The 20,895-nt window shown below is 68.2% G+C and carries 18 protein-coding genes; 7 read left to right on the top strand and 11 right to left on the bottom strand.

The genetic code is table 11. The annotated features are described in order from the left end of the window. The first annotated feature begins 1 nt into the window (after position 1). From yidC to FDA94_RS23665, 6 genes are all read left to right on the top strand, one after another. Positions 2 to 949 carry a membrane protein insertase YidC gene (gene yidC, locus FDA94_RS23690; protein ID WP_137249275.1) on the top strand — a complete coding sequence of 316 codons (948 nt, stop codon included), beginning with the start codon at positions 2 to 4 and terminating at the stop codon, positions 947 to 949. 14 nt (positions 950 to 963) lie between these two features. After that, the gene (locus FDA94_RS23685; RefSeq protein WP_062430542.1) at positions 964 to 1,458 is read left to right on the top strand and encodes a Jag family protein; all 495 of its coding nucleotides are present in this window, start codon (positions 964 to 966) and stop codon (positions 1,456 to 1,458) included. Positions 1,459 to 1,637: 179 nt separating this feature from the next. After that, the gene (gene rsmG / locus FDA94_RS23680; protein WP_137249274.1) at positions 1,638 to 2,315 is read left to right on the top strand and encodes a 16S rRNA (guanine(527)-N(7))-methyltransferase RsmG; all 678 of its coding nucleotides are present in this window, start codon (positions 1,638 to 1,640) and stop codon (positions 2,313 to 2,315) included. 190 nt (positions 2,316 to 2,505) lie between these two features. Next, entirely contained in the window at positions 2,506 to 3,411 is a 906-nt protein-coding gene (locus FDA94_RS23675; protein ID WP_202610223.1) for a ParA family protein, read from the top strand. Between the two features lie 112 nt (positions 3,412 to 3,523). Further along, complete coding sequence (locus tag FDA94_RS23670) at positions 3,524 to 4,498, top strand: ParB/RepB/Spo0J family partition protein (RefSeq protein WP_137249273.1); 975 nt, start codon at positions 3,524 to 3,526, stop codon at positions 4,496 to 4,498. An 872-nt stretch (positions 4,499 to 5,370) separates the two neighbouring features. Then, complete coding sequence (locus FDA94_RS23665) at positions 5,371 to 5,583, top strand: hypothetical protein (protein WP_170991088.1); 213 nt, start codon at positions 5,371 to 5,373, stop codon at positions 5,581 to 5,583. A 234-nt stretch (positions 5,584 to 5,817) separates the two neighbouring features. Here FDA94_RS23665 and FDA94_RS23660 read toward each other — a convergent pair whose 3' ends face one another. The 4 genes from FDA94_RS23660 to FDA94_RS23645 all read right to left on the bottom strand — a co-directional run bounded on the left by FDA94_RS23660 (position 5,818) and on the right by FDA94_RS23645 (position 11,641). Then, the gene (locus tag FDA94_RS23660) at positions 5,818 to 6,522 is read right to left on the bottom strand and encodes a cytidylate kinase family protein (protein ID WP_137249271.1); all 705 of its coding nucleotides are present in this window, start codon (positions 6,520 to 6,522) and stop codon (positions 5,818 to 5,820) included. Positions 6,523 to 7,464: 942 nt separating this feature from the next. Beyond that, positions 7,465 to 8,496 (bottom strand): threonine aldolase family protein, encoded by a 1,032-nt coding sequence (locus FDA94_RS23655; RefSeq protein WP_281286615.1) that lies wholly within the window; start codon positions 8,494 to 8,496, stop codon positions 7,465 to 7,467. Between the two features lie 791 nt (positions 8,497 to 9,287). Further along, positions 9,288 to 10,238 carry a D-alanine--D-alanine ligase family protein gene (locus FDA94_RS23650; RefSeq protein WP_137249269.1) on the bottom strand — a complete coding sequence of 317 codons (951 nt, stop codon included), beginning with the start codon at positions 10,236 to 10,238 and terminating at the stop codon, positions 9,288 to 9,290. A 59-nt stretch (positions 10,239 to 10,297) separates the two neighbouring features. Then, positions 10,298 to 11,641 carry an aminotransferase-like domain-containing protein gene (locus FDA94_RS23645; protein ID WP_137249268.1) on the bottom strand — a complete coding sequence of 448 codons (1,344 nt, stop codon included), beginning with the start codon at positions 11,639 to 11,641 and terminating at the stop codon, positions 10,298 to 10,300. 232 nt (positions 11,642 to 11,873) lie between these two features. On the opposite strand from FDA94_RS23645, the gene FDA94_RS23640 reads away from it, so the two are divergent. Next, complete coding sequence (locus FDA94_RS23640) at positions 11,874 to 12,425, top strand: GNAT family N-acetyltransferase (protein ID WP_246060117.1); 552 nt, start codon at positions 11,874 to 11,876, stop codon at positions 12,423 to 12,425. Positions 12,426 to 12,485: 60 nt separating this feature from the next. Here the strand turns inward: FDA94_RS23640 and trxA are convergent, their stop codons facing one another. The 7 genes from trxA to FDA94_RS23605 form a co-directional block, all read right to left on the bottom strand. Then, the gene (gene trxA / locus FDA94_RS23635) at positions 12,486 to 12,809 is read right to left on the bottom strand and encodes a thioredoxin (RefSeq protein ID WP_062346957.1); all 324 of its coding nucleotides are present in this window, start codon (positions 12,807 to 12,809) and stop codon (positions 12,486 to 12,488) included. A 27-nt stretch (positions 12,810 to 12,836) separates the two neighbouring features. Beyond that, positions 12,837 to 13,766, bottom strand: coding sequence for a thioredoxin-disulfide reductase (trxB, locus tag FDA94_RS23630; RefSeq protein ID WP_137249266.1), 930 nt, complete (start codon positions 13,764 to 13,766; stop codon positions 12,837 to 12,839). A 116-nt stretch (positions 13,767 to 13,882) separates the two neighbouring features. Then, positions 13,883 to 14,728, bottom strand: a complete 846-nt coding sequence (locus FDA94_RS23625) for an anti-sigma factor family protein (protein WP_137249265.1) — start codon at positions 14,726 to 14,728, stop codon at positions 13,883 to 13,885. After that, entirely contained in the window at positions 14,718 to 15,362 is a 645-nt protein-coding gene (gene sigM, locus FDA94_RS23620; protein ID WP_137249264.1) for an RNA polymerase sigma factor SigM, read from the bottom strand. Before sigM ends, FDA94_RS23625 begins: the two co-directional genes overlap by 11 nt. Before the next feature lie 123 nt (positions 15,363 to 15,485). Further along, positions 15,486 to 16,913, bottom strand: coding sequence for a protein kinase family protein (locus FDA94_RS23615; RefSeq protein WP_246060115.1), 1,428 nt, complete (start codon positions 16,911 to 16,913; stop codon positions 15,486 to 15,488). Positions 16,914 to 17,178: 265 nt separating this feature from the next. Then, a complete protein-coding gene (gene murJ, locus FDA94_RS23610; RefSeq protein WP_137249262.1) occupies positions 17,179 to 18,792 on the bottom strand; it encodes a murein biosynthesis integral membrane protein MurJ in 1,614 nt (537 codons plus the stop codon). 41 nt (positions 18,793 to 18,833) lie between these two features. Continuing rightward, on the bottom strand, positions 18,834 to 20,894 hold the full coding sequence (locus FDA94_RS23605; RefSeq protein WP_137249261.1) for a DUF6049 family protein: 2,061 nt from the start codon (positions 20,892 to 20,894) through the stop codon (positions 18,834 to 18,836). Position 20,895 lies beyond the last annotated feature (1 nt).

Here is a 20,895-nt window from a genome sequence, read left to right as displayed (position 1 = left end):
GGTGGAGCTGTCCTGGCTGAACTGGCTGTATACGGCCATCGCCTGGGTGATCACCCATATTCACAACTTCTACAGCCTCGTCCTCAGCCCCGACAACGGGCTGAACTGGGCGTTGACCATCATCACGTTGACCGTGCTGATGCGAGTGCTGATCTTCCCGCTCTTCTTGAAGCAGATGCGCTCCTCGAAGAAGATGCAGGAGCTCGCGCCCAAGGTTCAGGATCTGCGCAAGCGTTACAAGAACGACAAGCAGCGCATGAACCAGGAGGTCATGCGCGTCTACCAGGAGGCGGGCGCCAACCCCCTCGGTGGCTGTCTGCCGGTCATCGCGCAGTTCCCGATCTTCATCTCGATGTTCACGGTGCTGAACGCGATGGCCCACGGTCAGCCCCGCTTCGGCATGACCCAGGAACTTGTCGACAGCGCCCGCGCCGCCCACATCTTCGGCGCCCCGCTCCCGGCGACGTTCTTCACCAGCGCCGCCGACATCGAGAAGTACGGCGCCGACCCGGTCGTCGCCAAGATCGTCCTGGTCATCTTCGTCGCGATCTCGTCGCTGACGACGTTCCTGACCGTCCGGCAGAGCGTGACCCGCTCGATGGCGCAGATGCCGGACAACCCCATGGCGCAGCAGCAGAAGATCCTGATGTACATCTCGCCGCTGTTCGCCGTGTTCTCCCTGAACTTCCCGCTGGGCCTGATCCTCTACTGGGTCACCACCAACGTGTGGACTCTCGGCCAGCAGCACTGGTTCTACAGCCGCAACCCGATGCCGCAGTTCGACGCCAAGGGCAACCTGATCCCCGTCGAGGTCAAGCCGGGCTTCTTCGCGCGCTTCCGCAAGACCCCGCCCGCGCCCGAGCAGCCGGCGGAGCCAGAGCCTAAGATCGTCCGTCAGCAGCCGACGCGGCAACCACGTAGCAAGCGGACCGGCAGCAAGAAGTCGTGAGAGGGAGTTCCCACGTGACCGAAGCCGAGGAGACCGTCAAGGCGGCTCCGAGCGTCGCCGCCCTGGAGCAGGAGGGCGAGATCGCCGCCGACTACGTCGAAGGGCTGCTCGACATAGCCGACCTCGACGGCGACATCGACATGGACGTCGAAGGCGACCGCGCCCTCGTCTCCGTGATCGGCCTCAAGGGCGGCGACCTGGTCGGCCCCGGCGGGGAAGTCCTGGAGGCGCTACAGGAGCTGACCCGCCTGGCCGTCCACCGGCAGACCGGCGAGCGCTCGCGGCTGATGCTCGACGTCGCCGGTTACCGCGAGCGCCGCCGCGCGGAACTCACCAAGATCGGCATGGCCGCCGTCGACGACGTCAAGGCGTCGGGCGAGCCGAAGGCCCTCAAGCCGATGACGCCGTTCGAGCGCAAGGTCATCCACGACGCCGTCGCCGCCGCCGGCCTGCGCAGCGAGTCAGAGGGGGAGGAGCCCCGGCGTTTCGTCGTGGTCCTGCCCGCCTGATACTCCACCCTGTGGAAACCGCCGCCCCGTCCCGGGTCGGCGGTTTTCTTGTTCTGTACGGCTTACGCCTGCGCTTTTGGCCAGCCGCGCACTGTTGTCCACAGGACACACACCGCAGTATCCACAGGTTTATCCACAGGCTTCCTGGCTGTCGTCCGCCGCCCGATACCCTACGAGGGATGACCGAAGAAATGAGCAACCAGCAGCCCCCCGAAGCCGCCAACGCGGTGTTCGCGGGCGAGGCCTTGGCCCAGGCGGAAACCTACGCCTCCCTGCTGGCCGGGCCGGGGGTGGTGCGTGGGCTGCTCGGCCCTCGGGAAGTTCCCCGGATCTGGGATCGCCACCTGTTGAACTGTGCCGTGATCGCCGAAGCGGTGCCGCCAGACGTGAAACTCGTCGACATCGGCTCGGGCGCGGGCCTGCCGGGCATCGTCCTGGCGATCGTCCGCCCCGATGTGACGGTGACGCTGCTCGAACCGTTGCTCAGGCGCACCGTCTTCCTCGAAGAGTGCGTGGAGACCCTCAAGTTGCAGAACGTCGAGGTGCTCCGCGGCCGGGCCGAGGAGCTGAAGGGCAAACGCACCTTCGACGTCGCCACCGCCAGGGCCGTCGCCCCGCTCGATCGCCTGCTCGCCTGGTCGCTCCCCCTGCTCCGCGAGGGCGGAGAGCTGCTGGCGATGAAGGGTGAACGAGCTGCCGAAGAATTGGCGGGCGCCGACACCCAATTGTCCGCTCACGGGGCAAAGACGGCCGAGCTTGTCACGGTCGGGCGCGGTAAAGTCGATCCGCCTGCAACTCTTGTCCGCGTCATCGCCGGCGCCGGTTCACGAGCTGCACAGCGCCGACGTAAGAGGTAATCGCGGTCGGGCCGGGAACGATCGAACGACCCTGTTGAATCAACCCGGGACGACCCGAAAGACTCGCGGCGACGCGACGAGCGCGGCCTGATGGGGGTGGGGCCGCACTCCCGCTCCGAACCACCGGCCAAGGCCGGTCGAAAGGACGACCAAGGTGTCCCAGCCCCCGCTAAGCCCCGGTGATTCCCCGCTGGTTCGAGAGGCACTGAGTTCTGTGGTTTCACGTGAAACAGCCGCGCCCGGCAAGCCGGCCGCCGACGGCCCCGTCGGATACTCCGCTCGCCGCGACGGCGACTGGCCACGCCCGCCCAAGACCCGAGTGATCTGCATTTGCAACCAGAAGGGCGGGGTGGGCAAGACGACCAGCGCCGTCAACCTGGCCGCGGCCCTCTCGATGCACGGGCTGCGGGTCCTCGTGGTCGACCTCGACCCGCAGGGCAACGCCTCGACGGCTTTGGCCACCGAACACCGAGCCGGGACACCTTCCATTTATCAGGTCCTCGTGGAAGACCTCCCGATGGAGTCGATCGTGACCCAGGTCCCGGACATGCCGGGCCTGTTCTGCGCTCCCGCCACCCTCGACCTGGCCGGCGCGGAGATCGAACTGGTGCCGATGGTGGGCCGTGAGACCCGGTTGCGGCGCGCGTTCGCGGCATACGAGTCGGCGCAGATGGACTACATCCTGATCGACTGCCCGCCGTCGCTGGGCCTGCTGACGGTCAACGCCCTGGCCGCGGCGCAGGAAGTCTTGATCCCCATCCAGTGCGAGTACTACGCCCTGGAAGGCCTGACCCAGCTCCTCCAGAACGTCGAGCTGGTCCGCGTCCACCTGAACCAGACCCTGAACGTGTCGACCATCCTGCTGACGATGTACGACGGCCGCACCCGCCTGGCCTCCCAGGTGGCGGAAGAGGTCCGCTCCCACTTCGGCGCCACCGTGGTCGACGCGGTCATCCCCCGAAGCGTTCGGGTGTCCGAGGCGCCCAGTTATGGCCAGTCGGTCATGACCTACGACCCGGGTTCGAGCGGCGCGATGGCCTACATGGACGCGGCACGAGAGATCGCCTATCGCGGTGCCGCTGTCGCGGAAGCGTGAACCTGTAGCCTCTTACAATCGTGCGCGGCGTTTGAGAAACGACGCGGCGTTTCGGTACGACGGGCTGACGGAGATCAGCCATGCGGCGTTTCGGTGCGGGTGAGGAGCAAGGGTGAGTCAGCAGCGTCGGGGGCTCGGCAAGGGTTTGGGAGCCCTCATCCCCACCGGCCCCATCGTCGACCCATCGGTCGTCGGCGTGCCGGCCCCTACTCCACCGGGTGACCGGGACCTGATCCCGGTGGCCGGGGCCTACTTCCACGAGATCGCCGTCACCCAGATCATCCCGAACCGCCGCCAGCCCCGATCGGTCTTCGACGACGACCGCATCCGCGAACTGGCCGACTCGATCCTGGAAGTCGGCCTCCTCCAGCCGATCGTCGTCCGCGCAGCCGGAGTAGACGAATACGGCAAGGACCAGTTCGAACTGATCATGGGCGAGCGCCGGCTCCGTGCCAGTCGCCTGGCCGCCCTGGAACGCATCCCCGCGATCGTCCGCAGCACGGGCGACGACGAGATGCTGCGCGAGGCCCTGATCGAGAACCTCCAGCGAGAGCAGCTCAACTCCCTCGAAGAAGGCGCCGCCTACCGCCAGCTCCTCGACGACTTCGGCGCCACCCACGAGCAACTGGCCAAGAAGATCGGCCGCTCCCGCTCCCACATCACCAACACCCTGCGCCTGCTGAACCTCCCCCCGAACGTCCAGCGCCGCCTGGCCGCCGGCTCCATCACTCCCGGCCACGCGAGGGCCCTGCTGTCCCTGGACAGCCCGGAGGCGCAGGAGCACCTGGCTACCCGGATCGTGAAGGAAGGCATGACGGTCCGGACGGTAGAGGAGATCGTGTCGCTGGGGGAGGCGACGGCTGGCCCCGCTCCCCGGAAGCCGCGGACGAAGCAGCCGGTGGCGCCGGCGCTGCGGACGCTGGCGGATCGGCTGTCGGACCACTTCGAGACCAAGGTGAAGGTCGATTTAGGGCGTCGGAAAGGGCGGATCGTGGTGGAGTTCTCCACGATCGACGACCTTGAGCGCATCATTGGGACGATGGCACCGGACGCGGCTAACCAGATGCGAGACCAGGAGAACGACTAGGTTTCACGTGAAACACAGGCTCCCTCGGACGTGGATTCGGGGGAGCTTTTGCGTGGTGGGGGTCACCGGGGTGCTTATTCGGGGTTGAGAGCCTGGCCCGTGGAGGGACTCGGTTTCACGTGAAACGAGCTGCTCCCCCGACCTGGGCCCCGGCAGCATGTGGCGGCGGGGACGACTAGGGGCCGGACTTCGTCTCACGTGAACAAGTTCCGTGAGCGTGGGGTCGGGGGAGCTGGCACGGCGGGGACCTCTCAGGGCCTCTTCGGGGATGGGCACCGAGCCGCGGCGGGCCTGGTTTCACGTGAAACGAGTGCCCAGGCCTGGGCCGGGAGCTTGCGGCTGCAGGGACGGCTGTGAGCCCGATTCGGAATGGGAAGCCCGGCCATCAGGGACGGATTCCTTTCACGTCTGCGAGCACGTCGAGCGTGGCCCGGGCAGCTTTGCGTTGCGGGGCCGTCTAAGGGCCTCTCGAAGGTGGGGCGTAGCCGTAGCCCCGGACTCGGTTTCTCCTGAGACGAGCTCCTTCGAAGGTGAGCCCGAGAGCTTGGCGTACGCGCCGACACTTGCAGTCTCTTGGGGTAGGGAGCCCAGCCGTCAGGAGGAGCACATGGTGTCTCCACGAAAGCAGCTCTGTCAGGCATGGGCGCAAAAGTTGTTACGTGGCGAGAACCCCTCGAAGCCTTTCTCAGGGGGTGGGGCCTAGCCAGGGGGAGGGACTTGGTCTCATGTGAGACAGGCTCCTTCAAACCAAGGCCTGGGGGTCATTGCGTATGCGGCGACAATCGAGGGTCCTTGAGATCGGGAGCCCGGCCAGCAGCGACGGACTTCGTCTCACCTGAAGCTCGGCCGTGGGATCCCAGCCCTTTCGTGTGGTGCAGGAGGAGATCAACGCCACCTACCTCCCGCACGGCGCCCCGCCCTACATCACCTACCAGAACGGCGGCAGCTGCACCTACTTCACAACCGGTGCCACCACCGACGGCATGTTCACCCTCTACCAGCTGGGACATGGGCGCCAACCCAGCGGACCCGCCCCGCACTTCCACCGCAGCCTCCCGCTGGGGGGATCTCGGGGTGCTTCGTAGCTTCTTCGCCAAGGGCATGCCGGGCTCAACATCGCCCCGGCGGTGACGCTCGCACAGACATCGGCGCGACTCGTCTGTCCGATGGTGAGGTTCGACCGTGCTGCTGCGGGAAGGGCACGATCGGGCTACGCCTGAGTGTGCGCGAGCGCGGGCAGGACGCTGCTTCTCGGCCGGCCGCCCGCTGGAGACGGCACGTAGGCCCAGGAGATTGAGAGGCAGCGAGGAGAGCAATCGCTAAATCCTGCGTATCGATGAGCGTGGTCGGACTTCCCAAGTCGGCCGGTGGAGCTGATCGTTGTACACGAGGATGTCGGCGTGCTCGGTTGGTCGGGCTGTGGCGAAGTAGAGCTGTTGGGCCGGGATATAGCGATGGCGCCAGGACCGTTCGATCTCGGCGGTGTCAGCAGTGGATTCGGTCAGTGCTGAGCCTCGATCCTGGGCGCGATCTACCGTCTGCTCGAACGGGACGGACACGAAGATGCGTAGGTCCCACCGATCGACGAGTTCTGGGCGCAGGAGGAAGACGCCGTCAAAGAGCAGTACGGCATCTGCCGCGGCGGTCATGGCCGGCGGGGACGATGAGGTGTCGGTGTCTCTGTCGTAGATGGTGTGTTGGAACCTTCGGTCTCCGCCTGGACCCAGCGGATCGAGCAGGACTCGGCACAGCGCGGCGTGGTCGTGGGCGTCGAAGTAACAGCCTTCGGCCGAGTACCGCCCGCGTCGGTAGCGCTGGGCACGGGGAAAGAGGAAGTCGTCGATGGTCGCACGGATGACGTCGCGGTCCTGCCCGCGCAGGACGACGGCGAGTTCGTCGGCCAGCGTGGTCTTGCCGGCGGCAGGCGGCCCATCGATGGCGATTCGCAGCGGGTGCGCCGTGGTGACAGAGCTGATCGCCTCCGCCAGCCGGCTGATGAGCTCGCCGCGGGTGCCTTGGTTCATAGCTGCCTCTCTCACGGTGTCTCTGCACAGCACCACCCGTCAGGCTCCGGTGCCAGTTCGCCTTGACACGGGACGCCTGGTTAGAAACGGGCTCCGGAGCGGACGCGCCCCTGCCCCCTCCTCGGCGACATCGCTGACGCGCCGCCGTTCAGTCGCAGCGTTTCACGTGAAACATCGCGCTGAACCACGCCTCCCTCGACAGGAATCGCGGACGTGCTCGCGACTCGGTGCAGACGTCGGCGAGGACTACTTGACCCTCACCTCTCAGAGCAACGGCATCCGCAGCCAGACGCCAACACCGCTCGACTTGAGGTCACTCATCGACAGTCAACCGGGATAGGCGGTTCTCTCTCCCAGAGAAGCGACCTAATCGCGGTGGCTGGCGGCGGCCATCGGGCTCGCCGTGGTCGTGGTCTGCTGGCCGCTGGCGCCCTAGCTCGTCGCAACCGCACCTCGATCGTGCTCAGCTCACGCGCTAATCAACAGGCTGAGCCGGCAACCTTCTGTTCGCGATCGTTTGCTTGGGGCGTGAGGAGGGCCTGGCCATCAGTACTGCTCACCCACCGGAAAGGACGCCAACGGACGGAACTCTGAGAGGTCCGTTCAGGTCGCGCCTCAAGTGCTCAAGTCGAGGCGCATGCCGCCATCCGAGCATCCATGCTGTGTAGGGCTGGCGGTGAGCCTAGTTGCTCTGTGGCGGGGTGCAACGTTGGGTTCACCGGCCGAGACGCGAGTGCGCTTAGGAAGCTCAGGAAACGGTGTGAGCGCGAGGATCGCCCGGCTACCCATCGGGGAGAAGCCAGCGGATCACGGTGCCATCATCAACCGGGTGCCTAAGCTCTGCGCGACCAAACAACCACCGCGCATAGGCGGGGATGCATCAACCTCTGGCGGGCATCAGATGGGGCCAGCCAGGACTCCAGCCGACCCCATCGCGATGTTTCACGTGAAACTAAGCGCCTCATGCGTAGCCGCGATCAGCGCGTCGACGTCATCCTCGGTCGTGTCGAAGGCGGTCACCCACCGCACGACTCCCCCGGCCCGGTCCCAATGCCCGAAGGTGAACCTCTCCATCAGGTACGCGATCGCCTTCTCCGGCAGCACCGGAAACACCGCGTTCGACTGCACCTCGTACCGGAACTTCACCACCGAAGCCACGCCGTCAGCCAGCCGGTGTGCCATCGCGTTGGCGTGCGAGGCGTTCCGCAGCCACAGGTCGCCACGCAGCAGGGCGGTGATCTGGGGGGAGACGTACCGCATCTTCGAAGCCAGCTGCATGCCCTGCTTGCGGAGGAAGAGCGCCCCAGGCGCGAGTTCCGGCCGCAGGACGATCAGCGCCTCGGCCCCCAGGGCGCCGTTCTTGGTCGCGCCGTAGCTGAGGACGTCCACGCCGACCGCGGTCGTGATGTCGGCCAGGCCGCAGCCGAGCTCGGCGGCCGCGTTGGCCAGTCTGGCTCCGTCCATGTGGAGGAAGAGGCCGTTCTCATGGACGACCTCCGCCAGCGCCGTGATCTCCTCAGGCGTGTAGACCGTCCCGCACTCGGTCACCTGGGAGATGGACACCACCCGGGGCTGCGACAGGTGCTCGTTGCCCACGGCGCCGAGTTGGGCGAGCACGTCGGCCGGGCGGAGCTTCCCGTCATCGGTCGCCACGGTGAGCAGTTTCGTCCCGAGAACGCGCTCGGCGGCGCCGGCCTCGTTGCCGTTGATGTGCGCACTGGCCGGGCAGACCACCCCGTCGTACGGCCGGAGCATCAACCCCAGCCCCACCACGTTGGCACCGGTCCCGTTGAACATGGCGTAACCCTGCGCCTGCTCCCCGAAGACCTCCCTGACGGCGCTCTCCATGTCGGCCGTCCAGGGATCGCTGCCATAGGGGAGCGTGTCACCGTCGTTGGCCGCCACGACCGCTGCCATCACCTCGGGATGAACACCCGCATGATTGTCACTACCAAAGCTTTTCGCATGAACCACCCGCCAAGCCTAGGTCAGCGCTCTCCCACCCCGATCCCCAGGTCAGACCTGGCCGCGACCCCGTGCTCAAAGCCACGCAACGCCCGTGGACCGGCCGGAGCAATCGAAACCGACCGGTTCGGAGGTCCCGGAGTCAGCGCTTCCATCCATTGAGGGGGGAGTAGGCGGTTCCGATGTGGATGTGAGCGAAGGCCCAAGATGATCGGACGCCATGTGGATCGAGTGGCCGTCGGGCGTCGAGCCCGCGACGTCTCCGTGCCGCGACGTCTCTCTGCACGTGATATCTCGTTCTTAGCCCATGCCGGTCTCACCGCGGATCAGGAAGATTGCCTACTCGGTCCGCACGGCCACTTTGTGCTGTCCTTGGCTTCGCGCCATCCTTGCCGGGCCTGGCGCGTAGCTGGGCCGCGCAAGAGCTGGGCCGCGCTACGTAGGCCTATATCGTCGAGCGTGCTCCCGCTTGGCGCAGCAAATCTGCCGAGCTACCTGTCTTCTCACGGCAGCTCCCACCCGCGATCTCGGCAACTCTCTGGAACCCGCTTTCCAAGCCGCGTGTGGATAAGGCCCGGGCAAACCGTTGTCGCCGAGATCCCGGTGCCCCGCAAGCTGCGTAAGAACTGCGGCCGCGCCACAACGTCCCGACAGCGCCCAGCGCGCTCCTACACACACGGGAAACTCACTTTCCCGGCGCAGCCGTGGATAGGCCGCTCAAGCCGCCGCGGCTAAGGCAAGGCCACAGAGGCTCCGCCAGCTCCCCGCTACGAAGCCCCCAACGCGCCCCCAGGCCGCGATCAACCCCGCCCAGCCGCAATCTCCAGCAACCCCCGACAAAGCGCCCCCAGATCCTTCCCAGCCGCCTCAGCAGCCATAGGCAGCAACGACGTCTCCGTCATCCCAGGAGCCACGTTCACCTCAAGGAACCAGGGCTTCCCATCCCCATCCACGATCAGGTCGGTCCGCGACACATCCCGCAACCCCAACGCCGAATGCGCCGCCACAGCCATGGCCTCACAAGCCGCCATGGCCTCATCCCCCAGCCGAGCAGGCGCGAAGAACTCAGTCCGCCCCGCCGTATACCGAGCCGCGTAGTCGTAAGCCCCACCGTCGGGCACGATCTCCACAGGAGGCAACGCCACTGGCCCCTCCCCCAGGTCAACCACCGACACGGCGACCTCGACACCCTCGATGTAGGTCTCGATCAGCGCGGTGTCCCCGTACGCGAAACACCCCACCATCGCCGCCGGCAGTTCCTCGGCCGACCTCACGATCGAGGCCCCCAACGCCGACCCCCCACGAGAAGGCTTGACGAACAGGGGCAACCCAAGTGAGTCGACGATCCGCGAAAGCACCGCGGAAGCGCCCAGGTCGTGAAAAGTCTCCTTCGGCAGCGAAACCGAGTCGGGCGTGTTCAACCCCCACGACCGCACCACGGCCTTCGCCGTCGGCTTGTCGAAGGCCACCCGGCAGGCGTCGGGCGCCGCCCCCACGTAAGGCACCCCGAGAAGCTCCAGGACGGTCCGGATCGCGCCGTCCTCGCCGGCTCCGCCGTGCAGGGTCACGAACACCGCCGTGGGCCGGTCGGCTAGGACCGAGGGAACCAGGGAGGAGTCGGTGTCGCGGGTCTCCACGTCGACACCTTGGGCACGCAGGACTTCGGCCACCCGTCGTCCGGACCGGATGGAGACCTCCCGCTCGTAGGACAGTCCTCCTGCCAGTACGAGCACGTGCCCGAGATCGCTCATAGCCCGGCCTTTCTCCGATTCCTGTACGGCTAGCCCGAACAGGCTAGCCGTACAGAGGATCAGGCGAGGTCTGGACCGGGGGTGTCCACCCCGGAGTGACCACCCCGGGACCTGGTGCCGAACATCTCGACGGTCCGGAGCTCTTCTTCGATGACGCCGGCGAGCCGCCGGACGCCCTCGCGGATGCGGTCGGGCTGCGGGTAGCAGTAGGACAGCCGCATGTGCCTGGAGCCCGACCCGTCGGCGTAGAAGCCTGTGCCGGGGACGAACGCGACGCGCTTGTCCACGGCCTGAGGCAGCATGGCCTTCGAGTTGAGGCCCTCCGGCAGGGTCATCCACACGAAGAAGCCGCCGGCGGGTTTGGTCCAGGTGCAGCCCTCGGGCATCAGTGTCTCGAGTGCGCCGAGCAGGGCGTCGCGGCGTTCGCGGTAGAGCTCGCGGAAGGTCTTGATCTGCTCCCGCCACGGCTGCGTCGCCAGGTATTGCCCGACGGCCAGCTGCGTGAAGGTCGAGTGCGACAGGACCGCGGACTCCATGGCCAGCACGAGCTTCTGGCGGATCGCGTGGGGCGCGAGGGCCCAGCCGACCCGGAAGCCCGGTGCCAGGGTCTTGGAGAACGACCCCAGGTAGACCACCCCGTCGGGGTCGTCGGCGCGCAGGGCGCGGAGCGGCTCTCCGTCGAAGCCCAGCAGGCCGTAGGGGTTGTCTTCCACCACGAGGATCCCGGCCCTCTGGCAGATCTCCAGGACCTGACGGCGGCGGACCAGGTTCAGGGTCACGCCGGCCGGGTTCTGGAAGGTCGGGATCGTGTAGAGGAACTTGATGCGCTGGCCGGAGGCCTGGAGCGCGTAGATCGTCTGGGCCAGGGACTCGGGAATGAGGCCCTGGTCGTCCATGGCGATGTGGACGACCTTGGCCTGGTAGGCCGAGAAGGTGCCCAGGGCGCCGACGTAGGACGGACCTTCGGCGAGGACGATGTCGCCGGGGTCGACGAAGATGCGGGTGATCAGATCGAGCGCCTGCTGCGAGCCCACCGTGACGACGACGTCGTCGGCGCCCGCGTCGATGCCCTCCATGCGCATGACCTCGCAGATCTGCTCGCGCAGTGCGGGGTCACCCTGGCCCGAGCCGTATTGGAGGGCTTCGGGGCCTCGGCGGTTGACGAGGTCGGCGACCAGTTCGCCGACCACGTCGAGGGGGAGCGCCGTGACGTAGGGCATGCCGCCGGCCAGCGAGACCACTTCGGGACGCGAGGCGACGGCGAACAGAGCTCGGATCTCGGAGGCGACCATCCCGGTAGCTCGTGCGGCGTACCGATCGACGTAGGCATCGATGCGTGACCCGTGGGTCGCGGGTGTCCGACCGTGATCCGTCTCATTCGTCACGGTCCACCTCCGTTTCATAGGCGTTAATTCAGAGGGTAAGGCAGCGGGGTGAACGGTCCGCAATCGGTATCAGCATGAGAGAAGCGCCGTGTGCTGCGCGCCGAATTCCTGTTCGGACCGGGAGCACCGGCTACTATTCCAGCAAAACTGCCGGGACCAATGCCGGGAATAGGGGCGTCACGTGTCGCGTCGGCTGGCCAGCATCACGCTCGACAATCTCGATGACCTGCCGCGCAGGTGTCGCAATTGCGTGTTCTGGGAGCTTGACCCCATGGGGGCCGAGCGGGCCGTGCAGGCCGGGGAGCCGAGCCTCGAGAAGGAGGCCTGGGTCTCCGCCACGCTGCTCGAATGGGGTTCCTGCGGCAAGATCGCATATGTCGACGGAGTGGCCGCCGGATTCGTCCTGTACGCGCCGCCGCTCTACGTACCGCGATCAGTCGCTTTTCCCACGTCACCCGTGAGTTCCGACGCGGTGCTGCTGATGACGGCCCACATCATCCCGGAGTTCTCCGGCGGCGGGCTCGGGCGCATGCTCGTGCAGGGCGTGGCGAAAGATCTCACCCGCAGGGGTGTACGCGCGATCGAGGCCTTCGGCGACCTGAAATGGGAGCAGCCGGGGGCGTGCGTGATGCCGGCCGACTACCTGCTGTCGGTGGGGTTCAAGACCGTCCGGCCCCATCTGCGGTTCCCCCGCCTGCGGCTGGAGCTGAAGACCGCCGTCTCGTGGCGTGAGGACGTCGAGGTGGCCCTCGAACGGCTCCTCGGCTCCATGAGCCCCGAAAGGGCCCTTCGGCCCGTCTGAAACGATCTGAGAGCCGTACAGGCAAAAAGAAAGCCCTCCCCGGAGGGAGGGCTTCCGAAACTAAATCACGCCGTCGAGTTCGCGCAGCAGCATGGCCTTCGGCTTGGCGCCGATGATCTGCTTGACGACCTCGCCACCCTTGTAGACGTTCATCGTCGGGATCTGCAGGATGCCGTAGTCACGCGCGATGTCGGGGTTCTCGTCGATGTTGAGCTTCACGACGGTCAGCTTGTCGGCGTGCTCGTTGGCGATCTCCTGGAGGATCGGCGCGACCTGGCGGCACGGCCCGCACCACTCGGCCCAGAAGTCGACGATGACGGGCTTGTCGCTCTGCAGGACCTCGGACGCGAAGTCCTGGGTGGTGACGTTCTTGACGGTGCCCACGATGGCTCTCCTTGTGTTGGGTGGGAACTATTCCTGGTCGGTGAGCCAGCGCTCCGCGTCGAGCGACGCGGCGCAGCCGGTGCCCGCTGCGGTGATGGCCTGGCGGTAGGTGTGGTCGACGACGTCGCCACAGGCGAACACGCCGGGGATGTTGGTCTTGGTGGTGGGCGCCTCGACCTTGATGTAGCCCTCGTCGTCGAGGTCGATCTGGCCCGCCACGATCGTGCTGCGCGGGTCGTGGCCGATCGCCAGGAACAGGCCGGTCGCATCGACGGTCGACTCCTCGCCCGTCTTGACGTTGCGGACCCGCACGCCGGAGACCTTGGCCTCGCCCAGCACGTCGACGACCTCGCTGTCCCAGAGGAAGCGGATCTTCTCGTTGTTGAACGCCCGCTCCTGCATGATCTTGCTGGCGCGCAGCTCGTCGCGGCGGTGCACGACGGTGACCGACCGGGCGAAGCGGGTCAGGAAGGTGGCCTCCTCCATGGCGGTGTCGCCACCGCCGACGACCACGATGTCCTGGTCGCGGAAGAAGAAGCCGTCGCAGGTGGCACACCAGGACACGCCCTTGCCGGACAGCCGCTTCTCGTTGGTCAGGCCGAGCTCGCGGTAGCCGGAGCCGGTCGCCAGGATGACGGACTTGGCGTAGTAGGTGTCGGTGTAGGTCTTGACCACCTTGGGGTTGGCGTTCAGGTCGACCTCGACGACGTCGTCGGCGACCAGTTCGGCGCCGAACCGCTCGGCCTGCTTGCGCAGGTTGTCCATGAGGTCGGGGCCCATGATGCCGTCGGGGAAACCGGGGAAGTTCTCCACGTCGGTGGTGTTCATGAGGGCGCCACCGGCGGTCACCGAGCCCTCGAAGACCAGGGGACGTAGATCGGCTCGGGCGGAATAGACGGCCGCCGTGTAGCCGGCCGGGCCCGACCCGATGATGATCACGTTACGGACGTCGCTCAACGCTCTGCCTCTCCTTCAAGCTCTGCACGGGCGTCAACAGATCCTAGGCGTCGGCGATTCCCGCCACACATGACGAAGGCCCCGCGGTGTTCTACGGGGCCTTGATCAGTTGAAACTCAGTTCCAGGTCGCGAGACCCTCGGGACGCAGACTGTGGCAATTGGGACCGACCACGACCACGCGGACCGCGTTGATCGTCTTGTCCTCCCAGAAGGCCATGATCGTGGCGTCCTGGCCGTTGTAGAAGGCCCGGTCGACGGCTATCGGCTGGCGGTCGAGCTCGTTGGCCTTGCGGGCCACGCACTTGTCGGTCTGCTCGTCGCTGTTGCTGCCGGTGCCGGGCTCGGGACCGAAGTAGCCGAGCAGCGGCCCGTTCAGCTCGCGCGAGGTGTAGTTGTGACCGCTGGCCCGCACGGCCCAGGCCGACTCCGCGGTCTTCAGCGGCGACTTCTCGGGCGAGGCGGCGGGTCCGGCCACGGTGACTCCGCCGTCACCCGATCCGGACGCCACGAACTGCGTGGCCAGGCCGACTCCGCCGAACACCACGGCCGCCGCGGCGGCGGCCGCGATCGGCATGCCCCAGGCGCGGCGCGGCTTCCTCCGCCGGGCGGCCAGCGGCACCACCGGCGCGGGCAGCGGCTCGGGGGCCGGCGCGGCGGTGGGCTGCTCCCAGGGCGAGTCCTTCATGATCTCGTCCCAGTCAGGCGTCTCGACGAGGCGGAGGCCACCCCGCTCCGCCTCTGCCTCAAGGGCGCGGTCGATGCGCATCGCGACGCCCAGCGGCATCGCGGTCACCGGGACCGCCGAGAGGAGTTCGCGAACCGCGGCCAGACCGGCGAGGCTTTCCCCGCAGGCGTCGCAGATCGCGAGATGCGACCGGACCTCCAGGGCCGTCACGTCGTCGAGGAGGCCCTCGGCGAGCTCGGCCAGGATCTCCAGGTCGTAGTGCGTGTCACCCGTCACGAAGTTGTGCTCCCTTCGGGGATGAGACGCGAGTGAGGTCGGATCGGTTCCGCAGATGCGAAAGAATCGGGGCAAGTTTCGCGCGCCCCCGCGCACATCGACTCTTCACCGTTCCGGCCGGAACGTCCAGTACGGCGGCGGCGTCCTCGACCGAGTAGCCCATCATGTCGACGAGCACCAGAGCGGCCCGCTGGTCGGCCGGCAACAGCTTGAGCGCGGCCGTGACCTCGAGAGACACCTCGCGCTCGGCGGTCTGGTCGGGCAGCGGCATGTCGCGCTCGGCGGCCTCGATGAGCTCGTCGTCGGCGACCGGGCGGACCGATTTCCGGCGCATACGGTCAAGACAGGCGTTCACCACGATGCGGTGCAGCCAGGTCGTGACGGCGGCGTCGCCCCGGAAGCTCTCGGCCTTGCGGTAGGCGGACACGAAGGCGTCCTGGACCGCGTCGGCGGCTTCGTCGGGGTCGCCGAGCGTGCGCAGGGCGACGGCCCACATGCGGTCGCGATGGCGCTTGACGATCTCGCTGAACGCCGTGGAGTCGCCCTCGATGTGACGGGTCAGCAAATCGGCATCACTCAGCGCCGTCCGACCGGAGAGGTCGGCCGGTGGGGGAATGTCTGGCGGCGAGGTCACTGGTCTGCCGATCCCGAGGGGTTCACGTGCACGATGGTGCCACCATACTTCCCTCTGCGAACGGCAAAGCGCGTAAACCAGATCAAACCGGCCTGCTTCTATCAGGCGGATTCCCGGCTCGCGTCAATCCTTGGACCCCATCAGCTTGACGTCGCGGATCATGGTCCGGTAGCCGCTGTTGTGCGGGGGCAACTCGGTGAACCAGACGAGCAGGTAGCGGGTGGCCGACGAGCCGTTCAGGTCGAAGGTCACCTTGCCGCTGACGTTCTCGCGAGTGAGGAAGGTCTTCAGGCTGTCAGGCTCGGGAGAGGCGCCGGTACGCAGCTCGACCGTCCCGCCGGAGGCGCCGAAGTCGATCACCGCCTGGGTCAGCCGGGTCTCTTTGCCCAGGTCGAGCAGCAGGCCGACACCGTCTTTCAGGCGGCCGAAGTCGGGGCCGCCGTAGGTCTCGGAGTGCCAGTCGGTGGTGGCCGAGCCGTCGATGGCCAGGGCGGCCAGTTCGTTGCGCTCCTCGCCGTCGCCGAGCGGGTCGAAGCCCGTGGCCCCGGCGATCTTCACCTCGACGGGCTTGCCGGCCGCCTGGCCCTCTTCGGCCGTGGCGCTCGGGGCGGCGCTGGGGACGGCGGGCTCGGTGCCCAGGCTCTTGCCGAGCGTCCAGGCGCCGACGCCGACCACGACCATGGCCAGCAGCACCACCACGGTCAGCACGAAGCGCGACAGCATGGGGGAGCGGCGCGGCGCCGGGCGGTGGATCATCGGCGGCATCGGCACCCGGCCGATCGTGTCGACCGGCTCGGAGCGCAGCTCGACGGACGGGGGCAGGGTCGAGACGGAGGCGGGGGCCGGGCGGGGCACCTCGGCCAGGGCCTCGGCGACCTCCATCGGGGAGTCCATCGGCTCGACCGACTTGCGCAGCCCGAGGATGCGCGAGGCGATCGTGTCGAGGTAGCCCGGCACACCTGCGGTGACCTGGCGCGGGGTGCAGTAGTGGTCGTCGTCGAGCGGGGCCTCGGGCAGGCCGCAGTCGTCGTCGGGCGAAGGCCAGTGGCCGGTGAGGGCGGCGTACAGGAGACGGCCGAGACCCTCGGCGTCGGCCTGGGCCCGTTCTTCTTCGGTCAGGCTGTCGGCGATGTCGAGGATCGCGGCGTCGACGCCGACCCCGAGGACCTTCACGGTGTTGCCGGAGGTCCACATCAGCCGGTTGGGGGTGAGGTTCAGGTGGGCCAGGCCGTGCTCGTGGGCGTGGGCGATGGCCTCGGCGGCCTCGGCGACCAGGGCGGCGCCGCGCTCGGCCTCGAGCGGGCCGGCCGACAGCAGATCGAGCAGCGACTCTCCGGAGACCCACTCGCTGACGACATAGGCGACGCCGTCTTCGTCGGCGGCGTCGAAGACTTGGGTGAGCCGGGGGTCGGTGAGCCGGGAGGCGGCGCGGGCGGCGGTGACCACCTCGTGCTGGCGCTCGAAGTCGGGAGCGAACGTGTGCACGGCCACGGGCCGGGCCAGCACCTCGTCGATGGCCTTCCAGAAGGTGGCCCCGGACGACTCGTTCACCCGGTCTTCCAACCGGAATCGATCAGCGAGGCGGGTTCCGGGTTCGACAGTGGACATACTCACGCCGCCGCTCCCAAGAACGGCAGCCGACTCCGGGTGGATCCGCCCACACCTGCTCGCTTCCGCTCGACCTTGTCTACACCGTCTACACCGCGCCCACTGAGGGCCCTCTGTGGCGCACCATGCTAGTGCCGCGCCGGTCTTGCCCGCCTTCCCCTTCGGAGTCGCATCAACCGGACCTTAAGCCCCGTTGGCACGGAAACCGTTAGCGTCCTACCCGTCTCGTCACCATTCCAATGATGGACCGCACTTCCTGGATGCCCAGCCGGTGCGCGAGCGCGAGGTAGACGCCGAGCGCGAGGCCGCCGCCGACGACGAGCACGACCAGCGAGCTGAGCACGGTCACCTCGGTGATCCGCACGCTCGCCCACAGCACCGCCAGCGCCACGAGGGCGGCCGGGATCGCCGCGAGGTACATGCGCATCAGCCCCGAGGCGACGGCCCGCCCGCCGAGTCCGCCGACCCGCCGCGACGCCAGCACCCACGTGAGGACGCACGCCAGAACGTACGTCACAGTAAACGAACCCGCCAAACCCATGACAACCAGGTCGGGCGGGATAGTGAAGTACAAAGTAAGACCGATCGCCGCGTTGACCAGCACGTTCGCCCCGGCGATCACGGCCGGGGTGCGGGTGTCGCCGAAGCTGTAGAAAACCCGCAGCAGCAGCTGGAAGACCGAGAACGGCACCAGCGCGAGGCCGAACACCTGGAGCACGTTGCCGATGTAGACGGCCTGCTCGACCGTGACCGCCCCACGGCCGAAGATCAGCACGGTCACCGAGGGGCCGAGCACCATCAGCAGCAGCCCGGCGGGCACGATCAGGGCGCTGACGGTCCTGACCCCGCCCGCGAACTCCTCACGGGCCGACGCGAAGTCCTTGTCGTGGACGAACCGGCTCAGCCGGGGGAGCAGCGCCGTGATCACCGAGACCGCGATGATCCCGTACGGCAGCTGGAAGAGCTGGAAGGCGTAGGAGTAGGGCGTCAGGCCCCGGCCGTGCACGCCCTCCTCCGCGGCGGCGGCGCCGGCTCCGACGGCCAGGTTGGTGGTGATCACGAAGCCGATCTGGTTGATCACCGTGAAGGCCAGCGCGCCCGCGCCGAGCCGGGCCATCTCCCCCAGCCCCGCGTTGCGCAGGTCGAACCTCGGCCGGAACCGCACCCCGGCCCGCAGCAGCGAGACGACCAGCACGAACGCCTGGGCCACGATGCCGGCCGTGGTGCCGAGGCCGAGCAGCACCAGGTCGGCATGGGTGACCTGATCGATGTTCGAGGGGCCGTCGCTCAGCAGGTACGCCGCCGCGACGCCGATGACCACGAGGTTGTTCAGCACCGGGGCCCACATGGGGGCGGCGAACCGGTCGCGGGCGTTGAGGATGGCCCCGGCCACGGCGCCCACGCCGAAGAAGGCGATCTGGGGGAGGATGAACTGCGCCATCGTCACGGCCGCCGTGACGCCTTCGGGGGGCAGCTTGTCGGCGTACAGGAGCACGAGGGGGCGGGCCAGCACGACGGCGATGATCGCGACGGCGGTGAGGCCGAGCGCGGCGATGGTCAGGAGCCGTTGTTCGTAGGCGGCTCCCCCGTCGGCGTCGATCTTCTGCCGCCGCACGATCGCCGGCACCACCACGCTGCTCAGCACGCCGGTGATCAGCAGGTCGAGCAGCACGAAGGGGATCGTGTAGGCCACGTTGTAGGCGTCGCCGAGGATCGCCGTGCCGATGGCCGAGGCCAGGATGGCGGTCCGGAGGAAACCGGTCACACGGGACACCAGCGTGCCCGCCGCCATGATCGCGCTCGCGCGCAGCATCCGGCTCATCGATCAGCTCCTTGATCCACCCGGCCTACAGCGAGACGAGGCTACGCCCCCTGGGGCTCCTCCTGCTCCATGGGCATCTGCACGGGCGCCGGGAAGACCGGGTCCTTGCGCTGATGGCGGCGGAGCAGCCGCAGGACGACGGCGGCCAGCATGATCGTCACCGCGACGCCGACGATCACCAGGGCGATGCCGGTGTATCCGGTGGCGGAGATGACGATCTCGGTCGGCTTGCCGTACTTGCGGCCGTCGGCGGTCAGCAGCTGCACGTCGAACTTGGCCTGGCCGTGGTCGGCGGGCACCACGACGGGGATCTCGTAGGTGCCGGCCTTCCCGGCCTGCACCTCGGCCTGCTTCTCGACGAACACGCCGCCGGCCGCGTCGACCTGGAGCTGGTCGGGGTCGCGCGACCGGACCTCGAGGTTGAAGTTCACGTTCTCGCGGAGCGTGTTGCGCACCGTCACCAGGATGCGCCCGTTGGTGCCGGCCACCGCGAACGGGTCGTCGGCGCCGACGATGAAGACCCGGTCCATCTGCTTCACGATCGACGAGTTGACCTGCTTGGCGAACTCGGGGGCCTTCTTGCCGCCCCGCCACGACGCCGAGGTCAGCCGCAGCACCGCCCGGTCGTAGGTCCGCTGCCCGCTCGTCGGCAGCGCCATCGCGACCTCGGCCGTGCGGGCCAGCCGGCGAACCCCGTTCATGTACGACTTGCGCAACTCCTGCTGCCGCGCCTGCGCCGGATAGACCAGGTCGCCCACCGGGGCGTTCTTGGCCGGCCTGATCGAGGCCAGCGGCACGTCGCGCACCCACGGCAGCGGCTTGAGCAGGGCCGTCATGAACGTCGGATCGGGGTTCCACAGGTGGTTCGACGGCATCGCGATCAGCGGCGCCGCCCGGTTGGCGGTGAGCCCGTTCATGGCGGTCTCGGCGATGTAGCGCTGCCGGGCCGCCACGGTCGCACCGGCCGCGCGGCCGTCGGTGCCGAGCAGCCCACTGAGCACCGGATCGGCCGTCTGCACGATCACCGGCCCGCTCACCGTGTCGACCACCCCGGCCGACCCGGCCCGTGCCGCGGTCGCCTCGGGCGGCACCGCGGCCTGGGCCAGCAGCACCGTGTCGACGCCGTTGACGGCCAGCGCGTCGAGGGTGTCGCGGTCGATCACCCCGCCGACCGGCCAGACGGTGGACGTCGTCGCCGACCCCACCTTGAGCAGCTGGTTGGTGGCGAACGAGCCGACGAGGAGCGCCGTGGGGGTGGTCGTGTCGAGCCCGTTGTGGACGATCGCGCCGAGGTCGGCGTCGGCGTAGGGCATCGCCATGACGGGGTTGTCGGCCAGCGCCGACCGCAGGGAGGTCACCCACTCGGCGCCCTGGGCCAGGCCGTCTTTCGCGGTGCCCTCGAGGTAGTAGGGCCGCGACACCCGCTGGGCGTCGTCGAGCACCGAGCCGTCGACGAACCAGGTGGCGGTCTCGTCGGTCGCGGTGGCCAGCGCGAGCAGGTTGTTGAGGCGGCCGTCGCCGAACAGGTCGTCGTCGAGGAACGTCTGGTCGTCGGCCCGCTTCGGCTGCGCGGTCAGCGGGAGGGCCAGCGCCAGCCGGGTCGGCTTCACGGCGGTGCCCTTGGGGACGTACGTGAGGAAGGTGCGCTCGACGCCGACGACCTGGCCGGTGGCGCCGTCGACGGCCTCCACCTCCAGCGGGTAGACGCCGGGCTGGGTGATGCTGAGCTCGGCCGGAGACACCGAGATGGTGAACGGCAGCTTGCCCGTCCCGTCGAGCTGGGTCGACTGCACCTTCGTCCGCCACGAGTTCGTGAAGATCGTCTGGCCGGTGACGTAGGCGGCGATGTCGGCGCGGGAGGCGAAGGGGCGTCCGGCGGCGTATCTCACCTGGACGCGGACGAAGCTCTGCGGGATGCCCGTGACGGCGCCGGCGATGGTGATCGTCTGGTCGGCCCGGGTGGGGGTTTCGGGGCTGAACTCACTCAGCGTGACCGGGTCGGCCGCCCGCGCGGTGGCCGCCGACGCTGTGGGGGCCGCCGGGATCGCCAGGCCCGCACCGGCGAGCAGAAAGGCGAACAAGACGGGACCGAGGCGACGCACG

It is taken from the genome of Herbidospora galbida (genome assembly GCF_005233835.1).
Lineage (GTDB): Bacteria > Actinomycetota > Actinomycetes > Streptosporangiales > Streptosporangiaceae > Herbidospora > Herbidospora galbida.
Note: the sequence above shows the minus strand (reverse complement) of the source record. Positions and strands in the feature narration are given on the sequence as shown.

Coding starts and splice junctions, on each gene's coding strand:
- FDA94_RS23660 (WP_137249271.1), bottom strand. CDS start 6,522: ATGAACCAAGGCACCCGCGGCGAGCTCATCAGCCGGCTGGCGGAGGCG.
- FDA94_RS23650 (WP_137249269.1), bottom strand. CDS start 10,238: ATGAGCGATCTCGGGCACGTGCTCGTACTGGCAGGAGGACTGTCCTAC.
- FDA94_RS23645 (WP_137249268.1), bottom strand. CDS start 11,641: ATGAAACGGAGGTGGACCGTGACGAATGAGACGGATCACGGTCGGACA.
- murJ (WP_137249262.1), bottom strand. CDS start 18,792: ATGAGCCGGATGCTGCGCGCGAGCGCGATCATGGCGGCGGGCACGCTG.
- rsmG (WP_137249274.1), top strand. CDS start 1,638: ATGACCGAAGAAATGAGCAACCAGCAGCCCCCCGAAGCCGCCAACGCG.